Below are 25,516 nucleotides of genomic sequence, written 5' to 3' on the forward strand. Positions count from 1 at the left end.
ATCCTGGCCGCGATGACGGCTGCGGTCGCGCTGACCGGCATTTCCCCCTCCCCGGCCCGCGCCGAGGAGCAGGTCGTCATCGCCACCACCGGCGGTGCCTATGACGAGGCGTTGCGCAAATACTGGTTCGATCCGTTCACCGCGAGCACCGGTATCAAGGTGGTCTCCGTCGCTGCGACCAATGCCGAGATGCGGGCGAAGGCCACCGCCATGGTGAAGACCGGCCACGTCACCTGGGATCTTTATCCGGATGGCGAGATCCAGGCGATATCGGAGGCCCACAAATCCACCTCGGAAGATCTTAGCGTGTTCTGCAGGCAGTTCGTCGGTCGTCCCGACCTGGTGGACGACGCCTGTGTCGGCGGCGGCGCCCGGTTGTTCTCGACGGCGACCCTGATGGTCTACAACACCGATGCATTGAAGGACGAGCAGCCGGTCAGCTTCGCCGACATGTGGGACACCAAGCGCTTCCCCGGTGGTCGCTCGTTTCCCAATTTTGATGATCCGTGGCGCGTGATGGCGTCTGCGCTGCTTGCCGACGGGGTCACCCGGGACAAGCTCTTTCCTCTCGACATCGACCGCGCGCTCAGGAAGCTCGACGCGATCCGCGGCGACATTTCCGTCTGGTGGAAGAGCGGCGACCAGAGTGTTCAGGGTTTCCGCAACGCAGACTACACGATCGGCGAGATCTGGCTGACGCGTGCCAACGCGTTGAAGGCGGAGGGCCGGCCGATCGCCTGGTCCAACAAGGCCGCCTTCCTCGTGGGCGACCGACTGACAGTGATCAAGGGGGCGCCGGACAAAGAAAACGCGTTGAAGCTGATCGCATTCTGGCTGAATAGCCCCGAGGCGCAGGCCCGCGTCTGCGAGGTGCTTTTATGCACGCCGCCGAGCGGCAAGGCGATCGCTCTCATGTCGCCTGCCGCCCGCGCCGCACTTCCGAGCGAGGAGGATCTCCGCGACCATATCGTCATACCGGACGCGGCCTGGATCAACGCCAATGCCGACATGATGCTGGAACGCTGGAATGCCTGGATTCGCTGAGACGATCGGGGCTAGCGCTCAAGAGCACCATTGATCGCGGCAGCAAGGGCGCGGATCTGATCGAACGTATGGTCGGCGGTCGGACAGATGCGCAGGCCGGCTCTTCCCGATGCCACGGTCGGGAAGAAGATCGCTGAAACATAGCTGCCGGCGTCCAGAACAAGTCTGGCGGCCCCGATGGCCGCCAGCTCATCACCGATGACGACAGTCCGGATCGGCAATGGCGAACCCGCTTGCGCAGTCGGGACGAGTTCGTCAAAGAGCGCGACATTCTGCGCCAGGCGGGCCTGCCGCGCGCCAAGTTCGTCGGTGCGATGCAGGGCCTGCGACGCCAATGCCGCGCCGATCGCGGCGACATTGATCGACGCCGAGAACGCATGTGCCAGGCCGAACCGGCGGAAGAGCTCCTCCTGGGTCGGCGACCCGAGCATCAACATTCCGCCCGAGGCCCCGAAGCCCTTGCCGAGCGAAGCGGCAATGATCGTGCGATCGCCCAGCGAACCCCTGATCTGAGACCGCGTGAACCCCTCGCCGCGGTCGCCGACGATCGAGATTCCATGAGCGTCGTCGATGTAGAGAAACAGCCCGAAGCGCCGCTGCAGCTCCAGCAATTTTTGGACCGGCGCACTGCCGCCCATCGAGTAGACGCCGTCACAGATATAGGCGACGCAAGGATGCGTTTCGCAGATTTCCTCGAGTGCGGCGAGATCATTGTGAGCAATCGTACGCACGTCGGTTTCTTCGGCGACAACGGGCTTGTTGAAGGCCAGCGTGGCATGCGCGAGGCGGTCGAAGACCATGACCGGCTTGACGCCCTCGGTGAGCGCGCCGGAAGCAATGAGCGGCAGGGCGCTCATGTTGGCGGCAAGGACCGTCGAAAAGGTCGTGACCCGCGCGTCAAACAGTTCGGACAAGGCATCCTCGAGCTCGCCGAGCGCCATGAAGTTCAATCGCGTCCTGGCGCAAGACCAGTGCAGGCATCCGTAGCGCAGCATCAGGGCCATGCCGCCGGTGACGATGGCCGGGTGATTGTCGAGCCCGAGATAGCTGCAACGAACGAAATCGGCGATGGGCTGTGATGCACCGTCAGGCGACGGCAGTTCGACCAGACGTCCTCCGATCGGTTCCACATAGAGCGACATCAATCCGTTGAGATGCGCCGCGGCGAAATGCCCGGCCGAGGTCTGAATAAGGCTTGCTGTATTGCGGTGATGCCGCGGGGCCGTCTGGCCCGGATCGGTTTGGCTGCGCATGCGATCCTCCCGTCGTTGATCGATGCGCAAAGCCTAAAGGGGTATTCCCCGTTCATACAACCAGGCCAACTGGAAGAGTTCCCAAAGATTGTGTGACGATGTGAAGCTTCGCGTGACGAGCCTAAAGATCGATGACATAGCCCTCCCCGCGAACGGTCCTGATCAGATCGCGCCCGACGAGATCGCGCAAGGTCTTGCGAAGGCGGGCGACATGAACGTCGACGGTCCGCAGATCGACGAAATTGCGCGCCGGCCAACCGGCGGCGACAATGTCGGCTCGGCTGAACACGCGGCCCGGAATGCCTGCAAGCAGCTTCACGATCCTATATTCGATCGGACTGATGTTCGCCGTCCGGCCGTCCAGGCCGACCTGCCGGGTCCCATCGTCAAATTGAAGCCGAATGGCCGGAAGTTCTGTTGCCCCCGGCGGGTGACCCTGCCGCGCGTGCAGATAGGCAAGCAGCTGTTCCGGTTTCATCGGGCGAATGAAGGTCTCGTCGACGGCGGACTTCAGCACCTCCACGTAGGGAACACCCTCGGCTACAAGGGCGACGACCGGCGCATGCGCCGCCGGCCCCTGGTCACGCAGTTGCCGTGACAGGTCCGACAGGATCGAGGATCCCGGCCGGCAGTCGATCAGCAGCGCAATGACATCGCCCTCATGGGCAAGTGCCATAGCTTGTTCGACAGTATCGGCGAAGACAGGGCCGAAGCCGGCGATTGACAACACGTGGGAAAGCAGGAGCACATAGTCCGCGTCGGCGGAAAGGATCGCAGCACGCGCTTTCATTTCATACCTCGCTGAGGTTACCAAAAAACAGTACATTTTGATATTACAAAATAAGGCTGCAGATAGCAGGACGGCGTCGCATTCTGGCATGTTTCACTAAAAAAACACGCTTACCGCGATTCATACCCTCTTGTCATTCATTTTTTGTTGTAACATAGTTGCTACCTGCACTGCCGATTGCGATTTGGACCGCCAAAGGACGGCACGTGACCGTGACCCGCATGGGGGAAACGTCCGGCATGTCCAACCCGCAATAACCCGCGCCGGACGGTGACGGGATCAACGCAATGTTTGCAGATGAAACAAACCTCCCGCCGCCTGATGGCGGCGCGCTGAATGACGTGTTTTCGATCGAGACTGCGGCGCTTGCCGCGATGATCGCTTATGGCCCGCAGGCAAGAACGGCGGTCGCATGGTGTGGCATCCAGGCCAGATGTGCGGGCCGTCTTAGCGACTTTCGCTTCTGGGCACAGGTCTTTCGCTACCTGGGTCGCTCCGACGAACAGAATGCCATGAACTCGCCGGTTGACGGGAATCCGTCCGGCAGGGGTGATGATCGCGAAGCGTGGCCATCCGTCGAGCCGGGAGAGTCGCGGCATTGATCGCCTTTTCCTTTTGAAACCCGCGTGGCAATACGAGGCACGACTGAGGTTTCCATGCCGGCGATCGGCCAGCGACGTCTCAAGGCCGCCGGCCAAATTGATCTGGATGGGACCTTGGACGCCCCTATTGATTGTCGACCGAATATTTCAGAGCGGTCAGGTCGCGGTTCAGATTTGCCCGCGCAACCTCGATCGTCGCCCTGCTGCATCCGGGCATCCCTCGACGTTGCTTGCGGACCGCCGCGTCCATGGTCTTCGCTATCGCCTCGTCATCGAGATTCGCGTCCATCCGAATGACATCCAGGATTGACTGCTTCAAACCTTCCGGTACGAGCGGCGTGTCGCAAGCGCGCGAACTTGCGACCAACCTGGCATAATCATGGACGGTGAGACGAAGATTGAAATGGAGCTGGTCCGCCTGGGCATTGGCTGCCATGAACGCGACCCCGAACCCCACGACGGGAAGCATCATGGGCTTGAGTTTCAGCCGGCTGACGCCGAGGGCAATCGTCACCATGGTTTTCATTTCCTGCTCCTGCATATCAACAAGGTGTCGTGCTCCGATTTAGCAAGTGCGAAACGCGAACGAAAATTAAAGCTTGGAAAGCTTTCGCTGATACAGCGACCGCAAATCATTGGATCGGTTGGCGGGACCACTGCGAACACGCGTGGTTACTGCCGGTAAATCGATGCTTTTTCGAAAGAAAAGGGGCATTTGTACGGCTGACAATTTCGATATCGAGCCAAGCCGAAACCGTCGCTCGATCAGACAGCGATTGGAGCGGCTGCTTCTTATCGGAGGGTGCCGTGTCCTCTCCATTTTCTTGCCCTCCGCGATTGATCCTGCTTCCTCGTCTTCTTTCGCGCAGCGATATACCCGCAGTCGGGGTGCCCAATGAGGAGACAGCGACTCCATCTGCCCTCATTCTGATATCCAGCATAGGCGGTCCTGATGGATCCCGAGGCCCTGGGCGAAAATCAGCGGTATGTCATCATCAGCCACACTGCAGATCCCAGCTGAGAACCGGCAGGATCCCGACCTCTGGCGGCACCGCTTCGATTGAAGAAGGACGGCCCGATAGATCTATCGGAACCAGCGCCGGAGTTCGGCACAGCCAGCGCCGACGCCAACTGCTCTATCTCAATTGCCGATCCGGCGTAACTGGAGCAAATCTGGTGGCAGGAGGGATTCCTGTTTTCTGCAAATCATGAGATTCTTCTTTCATGACGAAGCGCCGCCTGCCCATGGCCGAGCATGCCGACACGCTGTCGCTGAAGGCGCTGCGCGAGCTTGTGACGGGTTTGGTGGATCGGGCTGATCGGGCGGACGCCCGGATTGAGAAGCTCGAGGCTGAGAACCAGAGGCTTCGGGATGAGAACGACCAGCTCAGGCTCGAAAACACCCGGCTGAAGGTCGACAACCAGCTTCTGCGCGACGAGATTGCGCGGCTGAAAAACCTGCCGCCGCGCCCACCCTTCAGACCGTCGGGAATGGAAAAGGCAACGGGTGACAAGACGCTCACCGGCAAGGATCCGGCACCCAGACCGCGAGGGCCGAAGAACGATACGAAGCGGGTAACGCGTGAAGAGGTGCTGCCTGTCAGTGTACCGCCGGGATCGCGCTTCAAGGGCTACAAGGACTGCTTCGTGCGGGATCTGGTGTTGCGGGTCGAGGTGGTTCGTTACCGTCGGGAATGCTGGGTGACGCCCGAGGGAGACACCATCATCGCGCCGCTGCCTGCGGGGATACGAGGTGGCTTTGGGGCCAATCTGCGGCGGTTTTGTCTGATGCTGCATGCGCATGGCCAGGTCACGACGCAGCGAATGACGACGTTGCTCAACGACGTCGGTGTGGAGATCTCCAAACGCCAGGTGGTGCGGTTCCTGACAGAACGGCTGGACGGCTTTCATGCGGAGGATGCCGCCGTGCTGCATGCCGGCCTCGTCTCGGCGCCCTATGTGACGGTCGACGACACCGGTGCCCGTCACGCCAGCCGCAATTTTCATACGACGCATATCGGCGGTGAGCATTTCACCGCATTTCGCACGACGTCCTCGAAGTCGCGACTGAACTTCCTGGCGCTGCTGCGCGGCAACTATCAGGACTACGTCCTCAACGATGCCGCCTTCGCTTTTCTCGAAGACCGGCAGGTGGACCCTGTTCTTCTGGCGCCGCTGCAGAGGCAGGAACCGCAGCGGTTTGCCAATCAGGTTCCGTTTCTCCAGCACCTCGCCGAACATGGTATCGACATCTTCGACACGGAGACGCTCCGGCCCTTCGCCGAGGCCGGCATATGGGGTGCCATCCGCCACCATGGCCTGGTCGGCAATGCAGTGATCGTCTCCGACGATGCCGGGCAGTTTCGCGTCGGTACCCACGCACTGTGCTGGGTCCACGCCGAACGGCTTTTGCACAAGCTGATGCCGGCGACGCCGCGCCAGGTAAAACACGTCGAAACCCTGCGCGAGCTGATCTGGCTCTTTTACAAGCAGCTGAAAAACTACCAGCGAAGTCCAGGCCCGCGTGCAGCTCAAGGTCTTCAGGTCCGGTTCGATCGGATTTTCTCCATCCGCACCGGCTATGGCGATCTCGACAAATTGCTGTTTCGGCTGAGGCGCCGCAAGCCGGAACTGCTGCGCGTTCTGGAGCGGCCCGAGATCCCGCTCCACACCAATGCGTCGGAACGCGATCTGCGTGGCTTTGTCATCAAGCGGAAGATTTCCGGAGGGACGGTCAGTCGCAACGGGCGGCTGGCACGCGACAGCATGCTGGGCCTTTCGAAGACCTGCCAGAAGCTCGGCCTGTCGTTCTGGCGCTATCTCGGCGATCGGTTGGGGATCGGCACATCGCACCCAACCATTCCCCCATTGGCCACGATGATCGTTGCCAGATCCTGAGCGCATCACCGACGGTCTGGCCTTGGGAAGGACACGACCTTACCGTCCTCGGACTGTATAGGACCGGTAGTATCGAGCACGTGGGCGCCGGTGGGTTTCAGCAATGTCGGCGATACATTCCATTGACGGTTATCATCGGCATGCACCGTCACCGTCTTCTTGTTGCGGCGAATGACGACACCCCGGACCAGGACGCCGCCAGGGCCTTCAAACTCCACGCCGCTGCCCACCCTGATGCCTTGAAGGGCGGCCGTGGTTCGCTGGTGATGCAAAACCTGCAGACGCTCAACGATGCGCGCGTTGAGTTCGATGAGGGTTGCCTCGTCAAGGCTGTCGATATCGATCTGCCGCATTTGCTCCGCCCTACTCTCCTGTTGATCGTCAAAGCCACCATGCCAATCTCCACTTCAGGAGACAAGCTGATGCCTGCGATCGACTTGTTTTCGAGCACTGCCACCAAATCAGCCCCGCTTACGATCCGGCCGTCTGCGCGACAAAAAGCGCTCAGTCAGCAACATACTCTTAAGGTTAACAAAAATTCGGAAACGGAAGCTAAGTGCCGGTTCATTTCCGTCATCCATACACATAGAAAGGGAGAGTTTGAGACATCGTGTCCGGCGCATCCAGGAGAATATCGTGACGAATCTTCAGGGCGATTCGGATTGGCGCTGTCGAAGAATCGCCCTGTTCGCTACCGGATGTCAAGGATTCGCTTTTAGAGTGAGACACGAGGATCCTTCGCCTTCACGTGATCGGCCGGAATGATCTCTGCCCACCGTGGGGAATTCAGCGGATGGCTCGGAAAGACCGAAAGCACTGCCAAGGTCGACGCACCCGACCGATCAATGTCGGTTCCAGCCGATCGCGCACCCTGGGGTACGGGCCGCAACCGGCGTCCTCTTCTCCTCTGCGTCACGACATTTTCTTGTCGCGTATCCCGCGTGCGGTCTCGGGCGCCGACGACCTCGACCCGGCTACCACAGGGATCGCGGAAGTCGAGAAATGGCACAGGAAGAGGGAGGCGGCCTCGCAAGCTTCCTGCCCGCCATCCCATTCAAACCCGTTCGCGCTGCCCATGAGGGAAAAACGATCGGTCAGGCACAACGGCTGAAATCGTGGTCTTCCCGATTGCCGAGCCCCCTCGCCTCTTCCGAAGAGATCCTCAGCGCCAACCCTTTGTCCACGAGGCTGAGGACTGCCGTCGACGATGCTCGGGTCCCTGCCGGGGAGATGATACGCCTGGGCAGAATGGAGCCCCGACTGCCCGCAGGGTCGATACGACCGTCGCTGCTAGAATGCGTTACGCTTAACGAAATCCCCTGTACAGAAGCAAAAGAGGCGCTCCGTTCCGCAAGTGATTTCCGCCTATGGTTCCTTGCCGTCTCTTATTCAGCCCGTCCTTGCTGTTACTGGACGGGAGTGCATCAGCGCCATCAGCATCGGGCCAAGCGAGAATTCGCCCCGCTCTGCCCGCCGTGTGAGGTCGCGGAGGTAGCCGCCGGCCGACTGGATGTGGCCTGCTCGTTCAAGGATGCAGGCAACGACCGCCGCGGCATTTTCCGGACCCATGACATCGCAGGCATCCCGGTAGGCCGACGGACTGATGGTCAGCATGCTTCGGACGACGACGGCCGCCGCCATCAGGTCGCGCCAGCTGCTGATCGTCCCACTTGGGCCGTAATCGACAATATCAGGGCAGGCGGTCAGCACCATGGACAAGGGGAAAGCTTTCAGCGGCTCATGCCGACGCTGCGGCTTTGTCTCAGTTTGCGCTGCCTGCTTCGTTTCGAAGCCTGGTTCAAGTTCAGATTTAGATTCGGGATGTGAATTCTGTAGGTGCCGCTCAATTTGGGCATCATTGGCGCTTGGATTTTCAACAATTAGCTGATTTTCCAAAAGGTTGATGATGTCCTCACGCAAGATCGACATTTCCTCGGCAATATCTGTGACCGTTGCGAGGAGAGGATGGCGTGGCAGCCGCGCAACAAGTGCCAGGAACTGCGCTTCGATAACCGCCCAATGTCCAGCGGCACCTTCCTCGATCGCCGCACTGATCAGCTTGCGGACATCGCGGCGCAGGAGCGTCAGCCGCTCGCGGGCAAGCCTCAGTACTTTGCGCTTAGCGGAGACGTCCTCGGCGATTGCCGCGAACTCGGCATGGCGCGAGACGAGGGGGCTCAGATCAAAGCCGAAAGCCGTCTCAAGCGCGCCGGCCTTGTCGCGCCTGGCGTAGCGCTTTCCGTTCGGGCTGTCGTTGCGGATGATCAGACCGGTTTCGACGAGGATCGCAAGATGGCGCCGCAGGGTCGCACCGGACATGCCGTTAGCGCGCAGCGACAGCTGGACGTTGGAGGGAAAGACCACCAGCGGATGCCCACCCGTCAGCTCCTGTTCGGGATGAAAGGACAAAAGCGCGTTGAGGATTGCGAGTGAGCGGTCGGTCACCCCCAGTCGTTCACGGCATTCGCAGATGTCGCGATAGACACGCCACTTGTCGATCGACACGTCCGCCGGCGCATCTCTGTTTTGCAATTGCCCTTTTACCAGGGCAAGCGTCATCGGCCGCCGCCCGAAGGGCGTCGATACACTTCCGCTCTGCATGTTCCGTCACCTTTTCAAAAGGCAAAAGACATCAGCTCGCCGAAACGGCGCAAAGATCCTTGACAGCGATTCTCGGAAGTGCGATTCTCAGAGTTGCCTAGACTATGAGGAAAGCTTCCGTTGCGGTTTCGTGCGGGGGCTTTTTTCTTTTGCGGGTTAGCTCCTAGTTGTTTTCGGTGTCCCGTCTGAACTCTTCGTAGAGACGATCAATGTTGTCTGCGAGATAGCGGCCGAATTTTCCGGCATTCTTGGCCTTTAGTGCCACCGTATAGGTCTTGCCGGACGGCTTGAACTGAGCGGCAAGCGCCTTGTCGCCGGCTTCCCAGGCGGACCCCGCCGTTGCCGTCCGCTTTGGCGCCGCCTTCAATTGCTTCACCAGCGCGTCGAACCGGACATCGGCTCCGGCCGAGCGAAACGCTGCTTCGCCGATGAAGGCCATCGCCTTTTCGCTGTTGGAAGGCCGTTCCAGGAGTTGCGCGAGATCGATCCAGCGATCGCGTCCGACGGATTTGGCCGGACCGATGGCGGCAATGACCTCCGCCGGCACCCGCGAGGTGACCGACAGCATGCGCGTCAGCATCGGTGCGTCGATGGCAAGCGCGACCTGGACGATCGCCCGATCGTAACCAAGGCCCACGAGGCGGTCGGCAAAGGCGGCGCGCTCGATGAAGGACAGGTTTTCGCGGGCAGAGTTTTCCTGGCCCTGCGCGATCACATGGCCGATATCGTCGATCTGCTTGACGATTGCCCTGACCGGCTTTGCCAAAAGCTTCGCCGCCCGCACGCGCCGATGGCCGAAGACCAGCTGATAGCGGCCCACGAGGCTTGGGTGAGGGCGCACTAGAACCGGAGTGTCCTGTCCGCGCTCGCGGATGGCTGCGACCAGTTCCTCGAAGGCCTGGTCGTCACCCTCCATGCGGTCGGAGACGAAGGAGGCATCGACCAGGTCTGGATCGAGCTCGACGACCGTCTCGCCCTGCAGCTGGTCGACAAGGGCTGCCTTTTCCGCAAGCTCACTCAGCGAGCTGATCATCGAGCGCGACGCGCCACGGCTGGCATAGCCGTTGGCCACCGGACGGCCGGATTTCGCATCGGCCTGGGTGATTCCAAGCAGAACGTCACGCCGTGCCATGCGATCCCTCCCCGATTCGCTCTAAAACGCTGATTTTCTTTGAAAAAATGTCCATTTGTACGGCTGACAACCTCTCATTCATCGGGACGCCCCCAGACACGATTGATCAGCGTGACGATTTCGTTGTTGACGTTGTCCATGGTCTCGCGGGCGCGGTCATAGGTCGTGGCCGTGAATTGGGCGCGTTCGACCTCGTAGAGCGACTGTTTGGTCAGGCCGGCATCGGAGATCGCGGTCGACTTGACCATCTGGTGCTTGAGCATCTGCTCGGCGAACATGCTCTGCATGAAGCCGACCATCGATTGCTGCGGGATATCGCCGGGCTCGTAGCGGGTGATCAGATAGCGGAACCAGTCGAGCGAGACGTTGACGCCGACACCCTCGACGCTTTTCAGGATGCCGCCGAGCATCAGCAGGAACTGCGACATCGACATGATGTCGAGCATCTGCGGATGGACGGTGATCAGAACAGAGCTCGATGCCGTCAGCGCCGTCAGCGTCAGGTAGCCGAGCTGGGGAGGGCAGTCGATGACAACGAGATCATACTGATCGTCGACCTCGGCGAGCGCCTGACCGATGCGGGTATAGAAAAGCTTGCCGGCATTGCTGTCGCGCCGCTGCATGGCGATCGGCGTGTCATATTCGTATTCCTGCAGCTCGAGATTGGCCGGCACGATATTCAGGTTCGGAAAATTCGTCTGCTGGATGATCTCGGTCACCGAGCGGCGTTCGTCGTCATAGCGCAGCGCTTCATAAAAGGACGGATTGGAATCAAGCTCCGGCTGGATGCCGAAGAGCGCCGACATCGAGGCCTGCGGATCGAGATCGATGGCCAATACCCTGAACCCGCGCAACGACAGATATTGCGACAGGTGGACCGCCGTTGTCGTCTTGCCCGAGCCGCCCTTGAAGTTGACGACCGAGATCACCTGCAGCTTTTCGCCTGGCCGCCGCCGCGGGGAGCGATCGATGGTTTCGCGCAGGGCGTCGATCTGATCGGCGGTGTAGTAGCGGCGTCCGGTCGCGGTGGTCGCCGGCTGCGGCCCCTTGCCCTGCAGATGCAGCTTCTTCAAATAGCTCGGCGAGACGTCGATGAAGCCGGCGACCTCGGCAAGCGAGAAGGTACGCAGCGTCTTCTGGGCGTTCGGAGGAAACCTCTCCATGCGCAGCATGTCGAGCTTCGTGGAGATCTCGTTGCCCTGATCCAGGATGGCATCCGAGAAGCGCGGCGCTGGCGCGATAGGCTTTGGTGACGCGTTCATCCAATTAAATACCTTGGTGTCGATTTTTAACGAAAATCGTCGAATTATCGGCACTATCTGCCGATTCTCGATTGAGGACAAGGAATTTACGGTTAACTGGCCGAAAACGGCCGCTTCTCTACATATTTGCTGCCGAAAACGGATGTCCAAGCGCGCGGGCACCGGCCTCTCATCATCCAGACGGGCGTGTCCCGGCCTCCCAAAAAGCCGAATCGGCAATCATCAACTGGAATGCACTGCAGATTTTAATCGACTTGAATAAGGCAGTTAAAGATCGATTTCAAGCAGAAATTCCTCGAATAAACGTCACCGATCGGAAGGGGAGGGGAGGAGAGCGGAGGAGACGGTAAAGACCCGTGCCTTCCCGCGACCCATCGTATTGGTGCTGAGGCGCTCGATCACCAATCCCTTCTGAACCAAAGGCAAGATGACCTCGTTGACGCCGGTACGGGTGAGCCCGGTCTCGGCGACGATGGTGGCCACCGTCAGCTCGCGACCGGCGTTGACCATGTAATGGAGCACATTCATCATACCGATCTGTTTCAGTCGGGCCTGCGCGGTTTCCTCCGGCAGCTTGTTTTCCAGGATGCGGCGGGACGCAAGCGCCGAGAACGAAAGACCGTCGGCAGTAATCGAACCGGAAGGAACCATGGGCGGCTTTCGAAGGCAAATCAATCAATGTCCCTGAAAGATAGCCGCCCAAGGAAAAACTGCAACCGCGCTATCAACCTTGCTCACCGTAGACGACGCCGACGGGAGAGATGCGAAAGCCCGGTACTGCCGCACAAGTCTTCAAACCGATCGGCCCGATGGGCCTGAAAACCTGATTCAGAGATTGCCGATGCAGAGGTATTTCATCTCGAGATAATCCTCGGCGCCGTGACGCGAACCCTCCCGACCGAGACCCGATTGCTTGATACCACCGAACGGGGCCGTCTCGGTCGACATGAGGCCGGTATTGATGCCGACCATTCCATATTCGAGGGCTTCGGCCACTTTCCACACCTTCCTCAGATCGCCAGCGAAGAAGTAGGCGGCGAGACCGAACTCGGTGTCATTGGCCTGCCCCACCACGTCCTCGACGGTATCGAAGCGGAAGAGGGGCGCGACAGGCCCGAAGGTCTCTTCACGGGCGATCTTCATATTGCGGTCGACATTCGTCAGAATGGTTGGCGAAAAGAAGGTACCGGCGCCATCGATGCGGTTTCCGCCGAGCGCCACGGTCGCGCCTCCGGCCACCGCATCGCGGATGTGGTCTTCCGCTTTTACGATCGCCGGGCCGTCGATCAGCGGCCCGATCTGTACCCCGGGCGCAAAACCGTCGCCGACGGAGAGCTCGTTCACCTTGGCTGCGAGCTTTTCAGCAAAACGCTCGTAGACATTCGACTGGACATAGATGCGGTTGGCGCAGACGCAGGTCTGGCCGGCATTCCGGTATTTCGACGCAATGGCGCCCTCGACGGCGGCATCGAGATCGGCATCATCAAAGACAATGAATGGCGCATTGCCGCCGAGTTCGAGGCTCACCTTCTTGATCTGGTCGGCGCACTGGCGCATCAGGATCCGGCCAACCTCGGTCGAGCCCGTGAAGCTGATCTTTCTGACCTTGGCGTTACCGCAGAGTTCGCGTCCGATTGCCGGTCCGTTGAGGCCAACGATCAGGTTGATGACGCCGGCCGGAACACCGGCCTGTTCGGCGAGCGCGACAACAGCGATCGCGCTCAGGGGCGTCTGCTCTGCCGGCTTAGATACCACGGCGCAGCCGACGGCAAGCGCCGGCGCGACCTTGCGGGTGATCATCGCTGCCGGAAAGTTCCAGGGCGTGATCGTGCCGACGACGCCGACCGGCTGCTTGATGACGAGCATCCGCTTGTCGGCCGACGGCGCGGGTATCGTCTCGCCATAGATGCGCTTTGCCTCTTCCGCATACCATTCGATGTAGGCGGCGGCATAGAGGATTTCGCCGCGCGCTTCCGAAAGCGGTTTGCCCATTTCGGCCGTAAGGATCGCGGCGAGTTCGTCGGCGTTGGCGACGATCAGCTCGTACCATTTGCGCAGGATGGCGCTGCGCTCCCTGGCAGGGCGTGCTGCCCATTTCGGCTGTGCCAGATAGGCAGCGTCGATCGCTGCGCCGGTCTCCGAGGGCCCCATGTCGGGCAGTGATGCGAGCACCTCCCCGGTTGCCGGATTGATCACCTCGAAAGTGTCTCTGGCGCTGCCTGCGGTCCAGACGCCGTCGATGAAGCCGGCATCGCGAAGAAGCGGCGATGCGGGAGCGATATGCTTGGTCAGGGCGGGGGTGAAAGCCATGTTATGTTCTCCATGGGAACAGCTGAAATGGAATGGAAGGGCAGGGCTGGGGCCTAGTTCACGCGGCTCGCCTCGACGAGTGCGGCTTCAAGGATATCGAGCGCCTCGTTGAAGATCGTATCCTGGATGGTGATCGGTGACAGGAAGCGAATGACGTTGCCATGGACACCGCAGGTCAGAAGGATCAGGCCCTTTTCGAGCGCGATCCGGCGAACCCTGTTGGCGAAGTCCGCCCTCGGCCGGCCGCTATCGCTGTTAAATTCGACCGCGTTCATGAAGCCGGGACCGCGGATGTCGGCAATCTCGGGCACCCGGTTGCGCAAGGAGGCGAGACGCTGTTTCAAAAGCGCACCGAGCCTGTTGGCGCGTTCACACAGACTTTCTTCCAGGATGACATCCAAAACGGCGTGGGCGGCTGCAATGCCAATCGGATTGCCGCCATAAGTGCCGCCGAGGCCGCCCGGTCCTGGCGCGTCCATGATATCGGCGCGACCGGTGACGGCCGCAAGCGGGAAACCGCCGGCAAGGCTTTTGGCCATGGTCGTCAGGTCAGCGGCGACGTCGTGATGGTCCATGGCAAACATCTTGCCGGTGCGGGCAAAGCCTGTCTGCACCTCATCTGCGATCAATAGTATGCCATGCTGGTCGCAGAGCGCACGCAGCGCTCTTACGAAGCCGGTCGGGGCCGGATAGAATCCGCCTTCTCCCTGGACGGGCTCCAGAATGATCGCTGCGACACGCTGTGGATCGACATCGGCGGCAAAGAGCTTGTTCAGTGCTGCCAGCGACTGCTCAGGCGTCACGCCGTGCAGTTCGACAGGGAAGGGGACATGAAAGACGTCGCCCGGCATGGCGCCGAAGCCGAGCTTGTAGGGCGCGACCTTGCCGGTCAGCGCCATGCCCATGAAGGTCCGGCCATGAAAGCCGCCGCTGAAGGCGATAACGGCCGAGCGACCGGTGGCAGCGCGGGCGATCTTGACGGCATTTTCGACGGCTTCGGCGCCGGTCGTCACGAAAATCGTTTTCCTTTCGAAATTGCCGGGGACGATCCGGTTCAGGCGTTCGGCGAGATGGACATAGGTCTCGTAAGGCACGACCTGGTGGCAGGTATGGGTGAAGCGGTCGAGTTGATCCTTGACGGCGGCAATGACCCGCGGGTGGCGATGACCTGTATTGAGGACCGCGATGCCGGCCGCAAAGTCGATATAGCGGCGACCTTCCTTGTCCCAGATTTCCGCATTCTCGGCCCGCGCGGCAAAGATCTGGGTCACCATGCCGACGCCGCGGGCAATGGCGGCGTCTTTCCGATCTGAAAGGCTCATCATGTTCATCGCTGTTCTCCCATGCACGCGACCGAAGATATCTTGCAGAAATTCTGCAAGATATAAAATTCCTATATTTTTCCTGCAGGAAATCAAGTTTGAATTTCCGCTTCAAACAACATGTCTTTTGATGGATGGTCGCAGCGATGAATCGAGGAATGATCAGGCAATGACGGACGACGCGCCCAGGCGTTACAAGGTTGCCGAAGCGGCACGGCTTTCGGGCGTATCAGCCTCGACACTCAGGCTGTGGGAAATCCAGGGTCTTGTCATCCCGGGTCGATCACAGACGGGCCACCGCCAATATTCCGCCGAGGACGTGGCGCGGCTGCAGCGCATTGCCTGGCTTCGCGCCGAGCGCGGCCTCAATCCGGCGGCTATTCGTGAGGCGTTGGAGGCCGAGGAAGCCGATCTGCAAATGTCCGAGGACAGCGCCGAAACCGGGATCGGCCGGAAGCTGCGCAGCCTTCGGCACGCAGCCGGCAAGACGCTGGACCAGGTTGCCGGTGACGTTGGCGTTGCCGCCTCAAGCCTGTCGACGCTCGAGCGGACCTCGAAGGGGGTTGGTTTCAAGACGCTGCATGAGCTCGCCCACTATTACGGCACGACCGTCTCCCGTCTGTCGGGGCAGGACGAGGATAATGTCCCAGCCATGGTTCGCTCCGGCGAATGGAACACATGGCCGGAAACGACGCCGGGTGTGACGGTGCAGCTCCTGGCAGAAGGCCGGCGGGCAATGGACTGTCACCGCTTCGTGCTTGCGCCGGGGGCCGCCAGCGAGGGCGACTACCGCCATGAGGGCGAGGAATTCATGCACGTGCTGTCCGGCAGGCTGGAGATCGTGCTGGACGGCGACCAGTTTTTCGAACTGGGGCCGGGGGATTCGCTTTATTTCGAGAGCCGGCGCTATCATTCCTGGCGCAATCGCCACGACGGCGAGACCGTGCTTTTATGGATCAACACCCCGCCAACGTTTTGATTTCGCCGCTGGCGCCCCGGATCAGAGGCATGTCACGTTTCGCTGATCTTCGCTGCGCGTCCTGAATAGGAGGAGATCATCTGTCGAGGCGTTTGGTCTTCGGTCTTCGGTCTTAAGCGCGCGCCGTGTGACACCGAGAAGCCGGGATTGAAGAAATCGAGCCGCTGGATGCCTGAAATATGCTATGGGCAACAGCTCTTATGGTGTGCGTCTAGTAACGCGACGCGGCTGCGGCAAGACCGAGATCCGGCAGAAATAGCTGCGGCTTAGATCGTATGAAGCTTTGTCTGCCCTTCTTCCAGCCTGCGGCACCGATGACTGCGCGGAGAGTGCACGCGCCCGCCGCTCCGTCTCTTGGTCTATAATGCGCAAGGCCATCACGGTATCTTTCTACTTGAATAGATATTTTCTCACCCGATCGCAAACCTGTCAGGTTTCTTTCAGGCGGGTTGCCAACTGCTCTCTTGCCTGTTGGCTCAGGCCCAGCGTCGCAAGATAAGGCGAGAGGCCGCCGTGCTTTTCACGAAGATGATCGAACGCCTTTTGCATATTGTGCGGTTCTGATCGGAGAACGATGTCGATCAGTCTCGGGTTGGTCCCGCGGGCGAGCGCCCGTTCCCTGAGCCGGGCGAGAAGCAGGCCGGAGAGTCGTTCCGTGAGTGCATAGTCTTCGACGATCGCCGCTTCATCTACGCCTGCGATTGCAAGCAGAAATGCCGCAATCAAGCCGGTCCTGTCCTTTCCGGCGGTACAATGGAAGAGTAGGAGCCCTTTCGGCGCTTCGGCAATTGCGCCTAGGACTCCGGCGATTGCCTCCTGGCAACCGTCGATCGCACGGCAGTAACGCTCCCCATGTCGAAATCCGTCGAGGCGTCTGCCATCATCTCGACCGGCGCCAGCGCCGAAAACAGAGAGATGTTGACATAGTGCACGCCTGGCCACGCGCTAAAGGGATTGGCCTCGGCGGCAATTTCCGCAGCATTGCGCAAATCGATGACCGTCGTCAAACCGTGGCCCATCAGGATATCGATATCGGCCTTGCTCAAGCCATGAAGCGCACCGCTAGGCAATATGGATCGCCAGCGCGTCATGCCGCCATCGACGGTCGTGTAACCGCCGAGATCGCGGAGATTATAGGTGCCCCCAAGGGCGATCAGGCGATGGTGGGTCTGCATGTCAACGGATTCCCGACTTCACGAAGGATTCGATGATGTGGCGCTGCAGGAACAGATAGATTGCCAGGATCGGCAGGCTGATGATCGCGGCAGCCGCCATTGTCGCGCACGCCCGAAAATTCCGTCGTGCAGATAGGGCTGCAGATGTTCATGACGCAGGAAGGCAATCTCTGGGGAACGTTGATGAAGGCAAAGCTCCATTGCGCGCCGAAGAGGATGGTCATCATCGACAGGAGCAGGATGGTCGGCGACAGCAACGGCAGGGGGATATCGCGTATGATCTGCCAGTTGCTGCGCCATCGATGCGTGCCGCCTGGATGTAGGAAGGATTGATGCCGCCATTGGCTGCGGAAAACAGCAGGGTCGAGAAGCCGATCAGCTTCCAGCCGGTGATCCATGTCAAGGTCGCCAGGGCGTAATTGGGATCGGTCAGAAAGCCGATGCGGCCGAGGCCGAGCCGAGGCGAGGGGGGCTCCCATGTTCGGCACGACGATCTGCCAGAGAACCCGCCAGCTTCCGGCGCCGTCCATGCGGGCCGCATCCAGGATCTCGGCGGGGAACGATCGCATGGCATTGGGCTTCGGCGGTGCCGGCGGGCTTATCAACATGAGCTACCAGCTCGATGCCTCCATCCACAATACGCAATGGATCACCGGCCATTTCCATCTGATCTTCGGCGGCGCCATCGTCATCATGTATTTCGTCATCGTCTACGACCTCTGGCCGCATTTGACCGGACGGGCGATAGCCAGCATGTCGTTCATCCGGCTTCAGCTTTGGCTCTGGTTCATCGGCATGATCGTCACGACCTTTCCCTGGCATTACGTCGGAATTCTGGGAATGCCGAGACGGATGGCATTTTATGACTACACCAATCCGGGGCTTGCCGACGAGGCGGTGCCGGTCGTGATGTCCGTGATCGGCGGCGTCATACTCCTGGTCTCCGGATTGCTGTTCCTGTTCATTCTCCTGCGCTCCCATTTCGAAGGCCGCCTTGAGCTCAAGCCCTACTCGTTCAGCCAGGCGGTACATGCCATCACCCGCGTGCCCGCGGCTTTGAATGGTCATGCCCTCTGGATCGCGTTGATGATCGGCTTGACGCTGACCAATTATGGATTCCCGATCATGCAGCTTGCGGTCCGAAGCGACACATCCGTGCCCGCATTCTATGTCGGAGACAGACGATGAGCGACGGGAAGGGCGAAGTGACCGCGCGCGGCTGGACCTCGGTTAGCGTCGGGATAACGGCAGTTATCTTCCTGGCGGCGGGCCTTTTCGGTTTTGTCGTGTTCCCGAACATCGAGGGGCCTGATCGCTTCGCGTCGCTATGGGATTCCATCTGCAGCGCAGCCGGTCTTCCCAGACGTTCCTCCAGCGCCGATCCTGTCGAGCCGACCTTCAAGATCTCGCAGGTCGCCCTGAGCCGGATGGGAAAATCTCAGGCGGATGCGATCGGCCGTGGCGCGACGCTTGCCCTTCAATGCGCGATTTGCCATGGCCCGACCGGCGTAAGCCGCGCGGATTCGCCGAACCTTGCCGGCCAATATGCCGCAGTCATCTACAAGCAGCTTCATGACTTCAAGAGCGGGGCGCGTTCCAACGCGATCATGAGCCCGTTTTCGGCAAATCTCTCCGACCAGGACATCAACGATCTCGCCGCCTACTACGCCTATCTCCCAACGGTACCGCTAGACCGGGCAACAGCGTCGACCATCCCGGCCATTGTCGGCTTCGGAGCGCCGATGCGCGGCATTGCGCCCTGCGGATCGTGCCATGGTTCCATCGAGAACAAGCCCGGAAGCCCATGGCTGGGCGGACAACCCGAGGCCTATATCATATCGCAGCTCAATGCGTTCTCGGAAGGTGCTCGGACCAACGATACGAGCCAGCAGATGCGCAACATTGCCCGCCGCATGTCAAAGGACGAAATCGCAGAAGCGGCGAAGTATTATGCTTCGCAAAAGCCTGAAGGTTTGTGAGCCGAAGAGGCTAAGATCGCCGACAGCCACTTCGCTGTCTTCCCGACGGGTCTCCCCATAAACAGGACGTCAAAGATTGAGGGAAAACGTCTGTCCAACCAGGTCCTTCCCGAACGAATGATGCGGGGCTTCGTCGACAAGCTTAAACCCCGCACGCTCATAGATCCTGCGGGCTGCCGTCAGAACCGAGTTCGTCCAGAGATCGAGGCGCGTGTATCCCGCGTCCCGCGCCCGCTGGATGCACGCCTCGACAAGCTTGCTTGCCACGCCCGAACCACGCGCGTCCGGTTCGACGTAGAGAAGTCGCAGTTTGGCGACGCCCGTCGTGTCTCCCTTTACGAGGAAGATTGAGCCGACGATCTGTCCATCCAGCTCCGCCACCCATGCCGCTTCCATCGTGGGATCGAACGTCTGGTGGAACTGTGCCAGGATCTTCGTGACCAGGACTTCGTACTCGCCGTTCCAGCCGTACTCCTGCGCATAAAGTGCCGACTGCCGGTAGAGGATATAGCCAAGGTCGCCCGGTTCCGGGTCTCGCAAAATCAGTGCCGGCTCGTCGTCGGCCTCCACGATTTTGCTGATCGTACGCGCTGCTTCAAGGAGGCGGGCGCGACGGATTGGGGGGAAACCGTCGAGCAACGCACCAACGGCTGCCCGCGTGTTGCCCTCAAGTGCGGCGAAAGCTTCTTGCCCGTCGGAGGTCAGCGAGATGATCAGGTTTCGCGCATCGGACGGATGGTCCCGCGTCTCCACAAGGCCACGCTCCGCGAAGCGTTTGAGCGTTCTGCTGATCTGCGCACGATCAAGGCCGAGAGCACGCCCGATTTCTGCAGCCGTAGGATCGGTTCGATGCGCGATTTCATAAAGAACGCGGGCTTCGCTCAAGCTGAACGGGCTTTGATCGAGATGGGTATTCAGCAAGCCGGTCCTGGCTGTGTAGGCGCGGTTGAAGGCACGAAGGGCCGCTATCTCATTGTCTCTGTTCTGATCCATGACTCGATCATCCGTTGATTCAGTCAACCATACAGATCGTTGACTGAATCAACAAGATATTTTCCGCGATCCGAAAACGCAGGTTGTTCCTGCTTCGGCGTCTCCATCATGGTCTGCGCAGCCGGATGAAACATCGCCTTCATCGCAACGCACGTTTCATGCCGGCAGCGGCCTATGCACGAAGGTTTTGACGACGAAATTCGACTGGATCTTGGATACCCCTTCGACCGAGGTCAGGCTGTCGAGGAGCTTCTGATAGTGGGGAAGGTCACGGACCATTGCATGGATCAGATAGTCGGATGAGCCGGTAATCTGGTAGCCGCCGACGATTTCGGCAATTCCTTCGACGCTGCGCTCAAACAGTGCCAGCGCTTCCCGGACCTGGTGCTCCAGCGCGACATGGATGAAGACCCCGATCGCGCCCTGCAGCCGGCTTTGGTCGACCGCTGCGTAATATCCCCGGATGATGCCGCTCTGCTCCAGCCGTCTGACCCGCCGGATCGTCGGGGACAGTGACAGGCCTATTTTCTCGGCCAGATCCCTCCAGCTCAGCCTGCCATTGGCGGTCAATTCGCTGATGATTTTCTGATCAAATACGTCGAGGTCGGTCGTGTGCAACATTCGTAGCGATTTCCCCCCGATTTAGAACATTTTGTCGGCGAAAAGACCGTATTGTCGGTGCAATTCACTCCATTTCGGCCCCTCTCCAGTTGTTACTCTAACACGTCGTTTCGGGAGGAAACAGACGGACAAATACGGCCGCTGGCGGGCGGCCGATTGCGGAGGAGGCAATAGTGATGAACGCCCAGGTCCCATCCGATTGGCGCGACCAGAGGATCACCTACGTTGAACACGGACGCTTCGGGCGGATCGGAGCGATCGTCATCGATTCGTTGACGCTCGGTCCAGCACTTGGCGGTTGCCGCATGTGGCGCTACGAGCGGTTCGACGACGCGTTGCTCGATGCGCGCAGGCTGTCGCGCGGGATGAGTTACAAGAACGCGATGGCGGGATTGCCGCTTGGCGGCGGAAAGTCGGTGCTCTTGCGACCCGAACAGGAAGCCGACAGGGCCGGATATTTCGATGCCTTTGCCGAGGCAGTGGACGCACTGGGCGGCCGTTACCTGGCCGCCGAGGATGTCGGCACCGCGGTTACCGACATGCAGCGTGTGCGCCGGAAAACGCCTTACGTCTTCGGGGTGCCGTCGGCACAGGGATTGGCCGGAGGCGATCCGTCGCCCTGGACCGCCACGGGCGTGTTTTCGTCGATCACAGCGGTCGCAGCCAGGATCGGCAAGCCGCTTGGCACGCTGTCGGTCGCCGTTCAGGGGCTTGGGCATGTCGGCATGAGCCTTTGTCAATTGCTGTTCGACGAGGGCGTCGAACTCATGGTCGCTGACATCGATCCGGCAGCATTGACGCATGCCGAGCGGAATTTTCGCGCCAAGGCCATGCCCGCAGTTTCGATCCATGCGGCGGACGTCGACATCTTTGCGCCTTGCGCCCTGGGCGCGGTTTTGAACGAGAACACCATCCCGCAGATCCGGGCGCGGGCCGTGGTCGGCGCGGCCAACAACCAGCTTGCCACGGACAGGGATGGGAGGCTCCTGATGGAGCGCGGCATCCTTTACGCCCCTGATTACATCGTCAATGCCGGCGGTGTCATCAACGTTGCTGGCGAATATTTGAACGAGACGCCGGCCGTGGTCGGGCGTAAGGTCGAGGAGATCGGCGAGCGCCTGCTCCACGTCCTCGATCGCGCGGAGGAAATGTGCATTCCCGCCAATGTCGCAGCCGACCTGATGGCACGGGAGATTTTGCTTTCCGCGGCGCCAAACGCCCAGATCGCAGCGGACTGACGGGGGAGGGGTCATGCAGATTGAAGGCAAGCGTGTGATCGTTACCGGCGGAGGATCCGGATTGGGTGCGGCCACGGCGCGTCGGCTGGCTGCCTCCGGCGCAAGACTTGTGCTTGTCGACCTCGACGCGGACCGCGGCGCTGCGATTGCCGATGCGATCGGTCCGCAGGCTCGCTTCCAGCGCTGTGACGTGACGCGCGAGGAGGATTGCGCCAAGGCGGTCGCGCTGGCGACGGAAACTTTTGGCGGGTTGGAAGCACTCATCAACTGCGCCGGGATCGCTCCGGGCGAAAAGGTCCTCGGCCGCAGCGGCCCGCACGGGCTGGAGAGCTTTACCCGCACGATTTCCATCAATCTGGTCGGCACCTTCAATATGTTGCGATTGGCGGCCGAGGTGATCGCGAAAGCCGAGCCGGACGAAGACGGATGTCGCGGCGCGATCGTCAACACCGCCTCGATCGCCGCCTTTGAAGGACAGATTGGCCAGGCCGCCTATGCGGCATCGAAGGGCGGTGTCGCGGCCATGACCCTGCCGATCGCGCGGGAATTCGCGGCGGTCGGCATCCGGGTCGTGGCGATCGCGCCGGGCCTGTTCGAGACGCCGCTGATTGCCGGGATGCCGCCGGAGCTGCAGGCCAAGCTTGGCCAGAGCGTGCCGTTTCCGCAGCGCCTCGGACGACCGGAGGAATTTGCCGCACTGGTCGAGCACGTGATCGAGAACAATATGATCAACGGCGAGGTGATCCGTCTCGACGGTGCTCTTCGCATGAGCCCGCGTTGAAGAAATATCCGATGTCCGCAATCGATCCCGCCGTCATCGTTGGCATGGCCCTCGCGCCGATTGGCGGCGAAGCCACTACCGGCGCGATCGAGCGCCAATAGAGAAAAGAGGAGCAGATGATCCTTTCCGAACTCCAGCAGCAGATCCGCGATGTCGCCCGCGACTTTGCCCGGGAGAGGCTGGCACCGGGGGCAGCCCAGCGCGATCGGGAGCATCTCTTTCCGCGTGAAGAATTGAAGGAAATGGGAGAACTGGGGCTTCTCGGTATGCTCGTGCCCGAGGCCTATGGCGGATCGGATACCGGCGTTGTCGCCTATGCCGCAGCACTCGAGGAAATCGCCGCCGGCGATGGACCTTGCTCCACCATCATGAGCGTCCACAGTTCTGTCGGCTGCGTGCCGATCCTGAAATTTGGGGACGAGGAACAGCGGCAACGATTCCTGCCCAAGCTTGCCAGCGGCGAGTGGATCGGCGGCTTTGCCCTGACGGAGCCGCAGGCCGGTTCGGATGCCTCGAACTTGAAGACGCGGGCGCGGCGCGATGGCGATCACTACGTGCTCGACGGCGCCAAGCAGTTCATCACCTCGGGCAAGAACGGTCATGTCATTGTCGTCTTTGCCGTCACGGATCCCGATGCCGGCAAGAAGGGGATCACCGCCTTCATCGTGCCGACGGATACGCCCGGCTACGAGGTGATCCGCGTCGAGGAAAAGCTCGGACTGCATTCGTCCGATACCTGCCAGATCGCCTTTGATGGCATGCGCATTTCCGCGGACCTGAGGCTTGGCGAGGAGGGAGAGGGATATCGCATCGCACTTGCCAATCTCGAAGGCGGCCGCATCGGGATCGCAGCGCAGGCCGTCGGCATGGCGAGATCCGCTTTCGAGGCGGCGCGGGACTATGCCCGGGATCGACGTGCATTCGGCAAGCCGATCATCGAGCATCAGGCCGTCGCCTTCCGGCTCTCCGATATGGCAACCCGCATAGAAGCCGCGCGGCAGTTGGTGCTGCATGCGGCATCGCTCCGGGAAGCGGGGCTGCCCTGCCTTTCCGAGGCGTCGATGGCAAAGCTCTTTGCCTCTGAAATAGCCGAGAGGGTCTGTTCCGACGCGATCCAGATCCATGGGGGTTACGGCTACATGGCCGATTATCCCGTAGAGCGCATCTATCGCGATGTGCGCATCTGCCAGATCTATGAGGGCACAAGTGACGTGCAGCGCATGGTGATTGCCCGCAACCTGTAAAACGAGGCCTGTTCCTGGAGGAGAGGAGCTGCGCCGACCAAGGGAGGAAGAAGACCAGATGGTGGAACCAGTTCGCCTGAGCCTGCATGTCCCCGAACCCGCCGTCCGCCCCGGCGGCCAGCCCGATTTTTCCAACGTCAGGATCGCAAAGGCAGGTTCCGTGCCGCGGCCGGAGGTCGATGTCGCGTCTGAAGACATTCGCGAGCTCGCCTATTCGATCATTCGCGTGCTGAACCGCGACGGCGAAGCCGTCGGCCCCTGGGCAGGCTCGCTGACCGACGAGGAATTGCTGACGGGGCTTCGCAATATGATGAAGCTGCGCGCTTTCGATGCCCGCATGCTGATGGCGCAGCGGCAGGGAAAGACCTCATTCTACATGCAGCATCTCGGCGAAGAGGCGGTCAGCTGCGCCTTCCGCAAGGCGCTTGCCAAGGGCGACATGAATTTCCCGACCTATCGGCAGGCCGGCCTTCTGATCGCCGACGATTATCCGATGGTCGAGATGATGAACCAGATCTATTCGAACGAGAGCGATCCTCTCCATGGCCGGCAATTGCCGATCATGTATTCCTCCAAGGAGCATGGCTTCTTCACGATTTCCGGCAACCTCGCCACGCAATATGTCCAGGCCGTCGGCTGGGCCATGGCCTCGGCAATCAAGAGCGACAGCCGGATTGCGGCCGCCTGGATCGGCGACGGCTCGACGGCGGAGTCGGATTTCCATTCAGCGCTTGTCTTCGCCTCGACCTACAGGGCGCCGGTCATCCTCAACATTGTCAACAACCAGTGGGCAATCTCGACCTTCCAGGGGATCGCCCGCGGCGGTTCCGGGACCTTTGCCGCCCGTGGCCTTGGTTTTGGCATTCCGGCCTTGCGCGTCGACGGCAACGATTATCTCGCCGTCCATGCGGTCGCCCGCTGGGCGGCGGAACGGGCCCGCCGCAATCTCGGGCCGACGCTGATTGAATATGTCACCTACCGGGTCGGCGCTCATTCCACGTCAGACGATCCGAGTGCCTACAGGCCAAAGACGGAATCGGAGGCCTGGCCGCTCGGTGATCCCGTGCTGCGGCTGAAGAAGCATCTGATTGTCAGGGGCGCCTGGTCGGAGGAGCGCCACACGCAGGCCGAGGCCGAGATCATGGACGAGGTGATCGAGGCGCAACGGCAGGCCGAGGCGCATGGCACGCTGCATGATGGCGGCAAGCCGTCGGTGCGCGACATCTTCGAAGGCGTTTATGCGGAAATGCCGCCGCACATTCGTCGTCAACGCCAGAAGGCGGGGTATTGAT

24 protein-coding genes and 1 pseudogene are annotated in these 25,516 nt (G+C 60.8%); 11 read left to right on the forward strand and 14 right to left on the reverse strand.

What is annotated here, in order from left to right; translation table 11 throughout:
- The first annotated feature begins 12 nt into the window (after positions 1–12).
- On the forward strand, positions 13–1,044 hold the full coding sequence (locus tag EV561_RS24995) for an extracellular solute-binding protein (RefSeq protein WP_245512912.1): 1,032 nt from the start codon (positions 13–15) through the stop codon (positions 1,042–1,044).
- An 11-nt stretch (positions 1,045–1,055) separates the two neighbouring features.
- Here EV561_RS24995 and EV561_RS25000 read toward each other — a convergent pair whose 3' ends face one another.
- Together EV561_RS25000 and EV561_RS25005 are read right to left on the reverse strand one after the other, a co-directional pair.
- The gene (locus EV561_RS25000) at positions 1,056–2,297 is read right to left on the reverse strand and encodes an aminotransferase class I/II-fold pyridoxal phosphate-dependent enzyme (protein WP_132525556.1); all 1,242 of its coding nucleotides are present in this window, start codon (positions 2,295–2,297) and stop codon (positions 1,056–1,058) included.
- Positions 2,298–2,418: 121 nt separating this feature from the next.
- Positions 2,419–3,087, reverse strand: coding sequence for a response regulator transcription factor (locus EV561_RS25005; protein ID WP_165927906.1), 669 nt, complete (start codon positions 3,085–3,087; stop codon positions 2,419–2,421).
- A 287-nt stretch (positions 3,088–3,374) separates the two neighbouring features.
- Here EV561_RS25005 and EV561_RS25010 point away from each other — a divergent pair, with 287 nt between their 5' ends.
- The gene (locus EV561_RS25010; protein WP_132525560.1) at positions 3,375–3,689 is read left to right on the forward strand and encodes a hypothetical protein; all 315 of its coding nucleotides are present in this window, start codon (positions 3,375–3,377) and stop codon (positions 3,687–3,689) included.
- Positions 3,690–3,813: 124 nt separating this feature from the next.
- On the opposite strand, the gene EV561_RS25015 is transcribed toward EV561_RS25010, so the two are convergent.
- Positions 3,814–4,215: a hypothetical protein gene (locus EV561_RS25015; RefSeq protein ID WP_132525562.1), complete on the reverse strand. Its 402-nt coding sequence runs from the start codon at positions 4,213–4,215 to the stop codon at positions 3,814–3,816.
- A 698-nt stretch (positions 4,216–4,913) separates the two neighbouring features.
- Between EV561_RS25015 and EV561_RS25020 the strand changes: the two genes are divergently transcribed.
- Positions 4,914–6,587 carry a transposase gene (locus EV561_RS25020; RefSeq protein ID WP_132525563.1) on the forward strand — a complete coding sequence of 558 codons (1,674 nt, stop codon included), beginning with the start codon at positions 4,914–4,916 and terminating at the stop codon, positions 6,585–6,587.
- A gap of 122 nt (positions 6,588–6,709) precedes the next feature.
- On the forward strand, positions 6,710–7,306 hold the full coding sequence (locus EV561_RS37625; RefSeq protein ID WP_207910587.1) for a hypothetical protein: 597 nt from the start codon (positions 6,710–6,712) through the stop codon (positions 7,304–7,306).
- 670 nt (positions 7,307–7,976) lie between these two features.
- On the opposite strand, the gene repC is transcribed toward EV561_RS37625, so the two are convergent.
- The 6 genes from repC to EV561_RS25055 form a co-directional block, all read right to left on the reverse strand.
- Positions 7,977–9,188, reverse strand: a complete 1,212-nt coding sequence (gene repC / locus EV561_RS25030; protein ID WP_132525567.1) for a plasmid replication protein RepC — start codon at positions 9,186–9,188, stop codon at positions 7,977–7,979.
- A gap of 163 nt (positions 9,189–9,351) precedes the next feature.
- A complete protein-coding gene (gene repB / locus EV561_RS25035; RefSeq protein WP_132525569.1) occupies positions 9,352–10,320 on the reverse strand; it encodes a plasmid partitioning protein RepB in 969 nt (322 codons plus the stop codon).
- A 74-nt stretch (positions 10,321–10,394) separates the two neighbouring features.
- The gene (repA, locus tag EV561_RS25040; RefSeq protein ID WP_132525571.1) at positions 10,395–11,582 is read right to left on the reverse strand and encodes a plasmid partitioning protein RepA; all 1,188 of its coding nucleotides are present in this window, start codon (positions 11,580–11,582) and stop codon (positions 10,395–10,397) included.
- 306 nt (positions 11,583–11,888) lie between these two features.
- Positions 11,889–12,233, reverse strand: a complete 345-nt coding sequence (locus tag EV561_RS25045) for a MarR family transcriptional regulator (protein ID WP_132525573.1) — start codon at positions 12,231–12,233, stop codon at positions 11,889–11,891.
- Positions 12,234–12,410: 177 nt separating this feature from the next.
- Positions 12,411–13,892 carry an NAD-dependent succinate-semialdehyde dehydrogenase gene (locus tag EV561_RS25050; protein WP_132525575.1) on the reverse strand — a complete coding sequence of 494 codons (1,482 nt, stop codon included), beginning with the start codon at positions 13,890–13,892 and terminating at the stop codon, positions 12,411–12,413.
- A 53-nt stretch (positions 13,893–13,945) separates the two neighbouring features.
- Complete coding sequence (locus EV561_RS25055; protein ID WP_132525577.1) at positions 13,946–15,223, reverse strand: 4-aminobutyrate--2-oxoglutarate transaminase; 1,278 nt, start codon at positions 15,221–15,223, stop codon at positions 13,946–13,948.
- 160 nt (positions 15,224–15,383) lie between these two features.
- Between EV561_RS25055 and EV561_RS25060 the strand changes: the two genes are divergently transcribed.
- Positions 15,384–16,193, forward strand: a complete 810-nt coding sequence (locus tag EV561_RS25060; RefSeq protein ID WP_132525579.1) for a MerR family transcriptional regulator — start codon at positions 15,384–15,386, stop codon at positions 16,191–16,193.
- A 429-nt stretch (positions 16,194–16,622) separates the two neighbouring features.
- On the opposite strand, the gene EV561_RS38425 is transcribed toward EV561_RS25060, so the two are convergent.
- From EV561_RS38425 to EV561_RS37945, 3 genes are read right to left on the reverse strand one after another with little or no spacing between them, the layout of a single operon-like run.
- A complete protein-coding gene (locus EV561_RS38425) occupies positions 16,623–17,024 on the reverse strand; it encodes a tyrosine-protein phosphatase (RefSeq protein ID WP_281026130.1) in 402 nt (133 codons plus the stop codon).
- Positions 16,988–17,368 carry a tyrosine-protein phosphatase gene (locus EV561_RS38430; RefSeq protein ID WP_281026129.1) on the reverse strand — a complete coding sequence of 127 codons (381 nt, stop codon included), beginning with the start codon at positions 17,366–17,368 and terminating at the stop codon, positions 16,988–16,990. The genes EV561_RS38425 and EV561_RS38430 overlap by 37 nt, the downstream gene beginning before the upstream one ends.
- The gene (locus EV561_RS37945) at positions 17,347–17,937 is read right to left on the reverse strand and encodes a hypothetical protein (protein ID WP_245512905.1); all 591 of its coding nucleotides are present in this window, start codon (positions 17,935–17,937) and stop codon (positions 17,347–17,349) included. The genes EV561_RS38430 and EV561_RS37945 overlap by 22 nt, the downstream gene beginning before the upstream one ends.
- 4 nt (positions 17,938–17,941) lie before the next feature.
- Between EV561_RS37945 and EV561_RS25085 the strand changes: the two are divergent.
- Both EV561_RS25085 and EV561_RS25090 read left to right on the forward strand, forming a co-directional pair.
- Positions 17,942–18,556, forward strand: a pseudogene (locus tag EV561_RS25085) (cbb3-type cytochrome c oxidase subunit I); the annotation flags it as partial.
- Positions 18,553–19,347, forward strand: a complete 795-nt coding sequence (locus tag EV561_RS25090; protein WP_132525583.1) for a c-type cytochrome — start codon at positions 18,553–18,555, stop codon at positions 19,345–19,347. The pseudogene EV561_RS25085 and the gene EV561_RS25090, both read left to right, overlap by 4 nt.
- A gap of 69 nt (positions 19,348–19,416) precedes the next feature.
- Here EV561_RS25090 and EV561_RS25095 read toward each other — a convergent pair whose 3' ends face one another.
- The gene (locus tag EV561_RS25095; RefSeq protein ID WP_132525585.1) at positions 19,417–20,340 is read right to left on the reverse strand and encodes a helix-turn-helix domain-containing GNAT family N-acetyltransferase; all 924 of its coding nucleotides are present in this window, start codon (positions 20,338–20,340) and stop codon (positions 19,417–19,419) included.
- A gap of 156 nt (positions 20,341–20,496) precedes the next feature.
- On the reverse strand, positions 20,497–20,961 hold the full coding sequence (locus EV561_RS25100) for an Lrp/AsnC family transcriptional regulator (protein ID WP_132525587.1): 465 nt from the start codon (positions 20,959–20,961) through the stop codon (positions 20,497–20,499).
- 176 nt (positions 20,962–21,137) lie between these two features.
- Between EV561_RS25100 and EV561_RS25105 the strand changes: the two genes are divergently transcribed.
- The 4 genes from EV561_RS25105 to EV561_RS25120 all read left to right on the forward strand — a co-directional run bounded on the left by EV561_RS25105 (position 21,138) and on the right by EV561_RS25120 (position 25,515).
- A complete protein-coding gene (locus EV561_RS25105) occupies positions 21,138–22,199 on the forward strand; it encodes a Glu/Leu/Phe/Val dehydrogenase dimerization domain-containing protein (RefSeq protein WP_132525589.1) in 1,062 nt (353 codons plus the stop codon).
- Between the two features lie 13 nt (positions 22,200–22,212).
- Positions 22,213–22,980: an SDR family NAD(P)-dependent oxidoreductase gene (locus EV561_RS25110; RefSeq protein ID WP_132525591.1), complete on the forward strand. Its 768-nt coding sequence runs from the start codon at positions 22,213–22,215 to the stop codon at positions 22,978–22,980.
- Between the two features lie 116 nt (positions 22,981–23,096).
- Complete coding sequence (locus tag EV561_RS25115) at positions 23,097–24,224, forward strand: acyl-CoA dehydrogenase family protein (protein ID WP_132525593.1); 1,128 nt, start codon at positions 23,097–23,099, stop codon at positions 24,222–24,224.
- Between the two features lie 58 nt (positions 24,225–24,282).
- The gene (locus EV561_RS25120; protein WP_132525595.1) at positions 24,283–25,515 is read left to right on the forward strand and encodes a 3-methyl-2-oxobutanoate dehydrogenase (2-methylpropanoyl-transferring) subunit alpha; all 1,233 of its coding nucleotides are present in this window, start codon (positions 24,283–24,285) and stop codon (positions 25,513–25,515) included.
- The last annotated feature ends 1 nt before the right edge of the window (position 25,516 follow it).

It is taken from the genome of Rhizobium sp. BK376, assembly GCF_004341625.1.
GTDB lineage: Bacteria > Pseudomonadota > Alphaproteobacteria > Rhizobiales > Rhizobiaceae > Rhizobium.

What these genes read in the sequence shown, in the direction of transcription:
- EV561_RS25100 (WP_132525587.1), bottom strand. Translation starts at nt 20,961, where the DNA reads ATGTTGCACACGACCGACCTCGACGTATTTGATCAGAAAATCATCAGC.
- EV561_RS25005 (WP_165927906.1), bottom strand. Translation starts at nt 3,087, where the DNA reads ATGAAAGCGCGTGCTGCGATCCTTTCCGCCGACGCGGACTATGTGCTC.
- EV561_RS25020 (WP_132525563.1), top strand. Translation starts at nt 4,914, where the DNA reads ATGACGAAGCGCCGCCTGCCCATGGCCGAGCATGCCGACACGCTGTCG.
- EV561_RS25120 (WP_132525595.1), top strand. Translation starts at nt 24,283, where the DNA reads ATGGTGGAACCAGTTCGCCTGAGCCTGCATGTCCCCGAACCCGCCGTC.
- repA (WP_132525571.1), bottom strand. Translation starts at nt 11,582, where the DNA reads ATGAACGCGTCACCAAAGCCTATCGCGCCAGCGCCGCGCTTCTCGGAT.
- EV561_RS25010 (WP_132525560.1), top strand. Translation starts at nt 3,375, where the DNA reads ATGTTTGCAGATGAAACAAACCTCCCGCCGCCTGATGGCGGCGCGCTG.
- EV561_RS25110 (WP_132525591.1), top strand. Translation starts at nt 22,213, where the DNA reads ATGCAGATTGAAGGCAAGCGTGTGATCGTTACCGGCGGAGGATCCGGA.
- EV561_RS25045 (WP_132525573.1), bottom strand. Translation starts at nt 12,233, where the DNA reads ATGGTTCCTTCCGGTTCGATTACTGCCGACGGTCTTTCGTTCTCGGCG.
- EV561_RS25015 (WP_132525562.1), bottom strand. Translation starts at nt 4,215, where the DNA reads ATGAAAACCATGGTGACGATTGCCCTCGGCGTCAGCCGGCTGAAACTC.
- EV561_RS25055 (WP_132525577.1), bottom strand. Translation starts at nt 15,223, where the DNA reads ATGAACATGATGAGCCTTTCAGATCGGAAAGACGCCGCCATTGCCCGC.
- repC (WP_132525567.1), bottom strand. Translation starts at nt 9,188, where the DNA reads ATGCAGAGCGGAAGTGTATCGACGCCCTTCGGGCGGCGGCCGATGACG.
- EV561_RS25115 (WP_132525593.1), top strand. Translation starts at nt 23,097, where the DNA reads ATGATCCTTTCCGAACTCCAGCAGCAGATCCGCGATGTCGCCCGCGAC.
- EV561_RS38430 (WP_281026129.1), bottom strand. Translation starts at nt 17,368, where the DNA reads ATGCAGACCCACCATCGCCTGATCGCCCTTGGGGGCACCTATAATCTC.
- EV561_RS37945 (WP_245512905.1), bottom strand. Translation starts at nt 17,937, where the DNA reads ATGCGATCGTTCCCCGCCGAGATCCTGGATGCGGCCCGCATGGACGGC.
- EV561_RS24995 (WP_245512912.1), top strand. Translation starts at nt 13, where the DNA reads ATGACGGCTGCGGTCGCGCTGACCGGCATTTCCCCCTCCCCGGCCCGC.
- EV561_RS25095 (WP_132525585.1), bottom strand. Translation starts at nt 20,340, where the DNA reads ATGGATCAGAACAGAGACAATGAGATAGCGGCCCTTCGTGCCTTCAAC.
- EV561_RS25105 (WP_132525589.1), top strand. Translation starts at nt 21,138, where the DNA reads ATGAACGCCCAGGTCCCATCCGATTGGCGCGACCAGAGGATCACCTAC.
- EV561_RS25000 (WP_132525556.1), bottom strand. Translation starts at nt 2,297, where the DNA reads ATGCGCAGCCAAACCGATCCGGGCCAGACGGCCCCGCGGCATCACCGC.
- EV561_RS25050 (WP_132525575.1), bottom strand. Translation starts at nt 13,892, where the DNA reads ATGGCTTTCACCCCCGCCCTGACCAAGCATATCGCTCCCGCATCGCCG.
- EV561_RS25060 (WP_132525579.1), top strand. Translation starts at nt 15,384, where the DNA reads ATGACGGACGACGCGCCCAGGCGTTACAAGGTTGCCGAAGCGGCACGG.
- EV561_RS25090 (WP_132525583.1), top strand. Translation starts at nt 18,553, where the DNA reads ATGAGCGACGGGAAGGGCGAAGTGACCGCGCGCGGCTGGACCTCGGTT.
- repB (WP_132525569.1), bottom strand. Translation starts at nt 10,320, where the DNA reads ATGGCACGGCGTGACGTTCTGCTTGGAATCACCCAGGCCGATGCGAAA.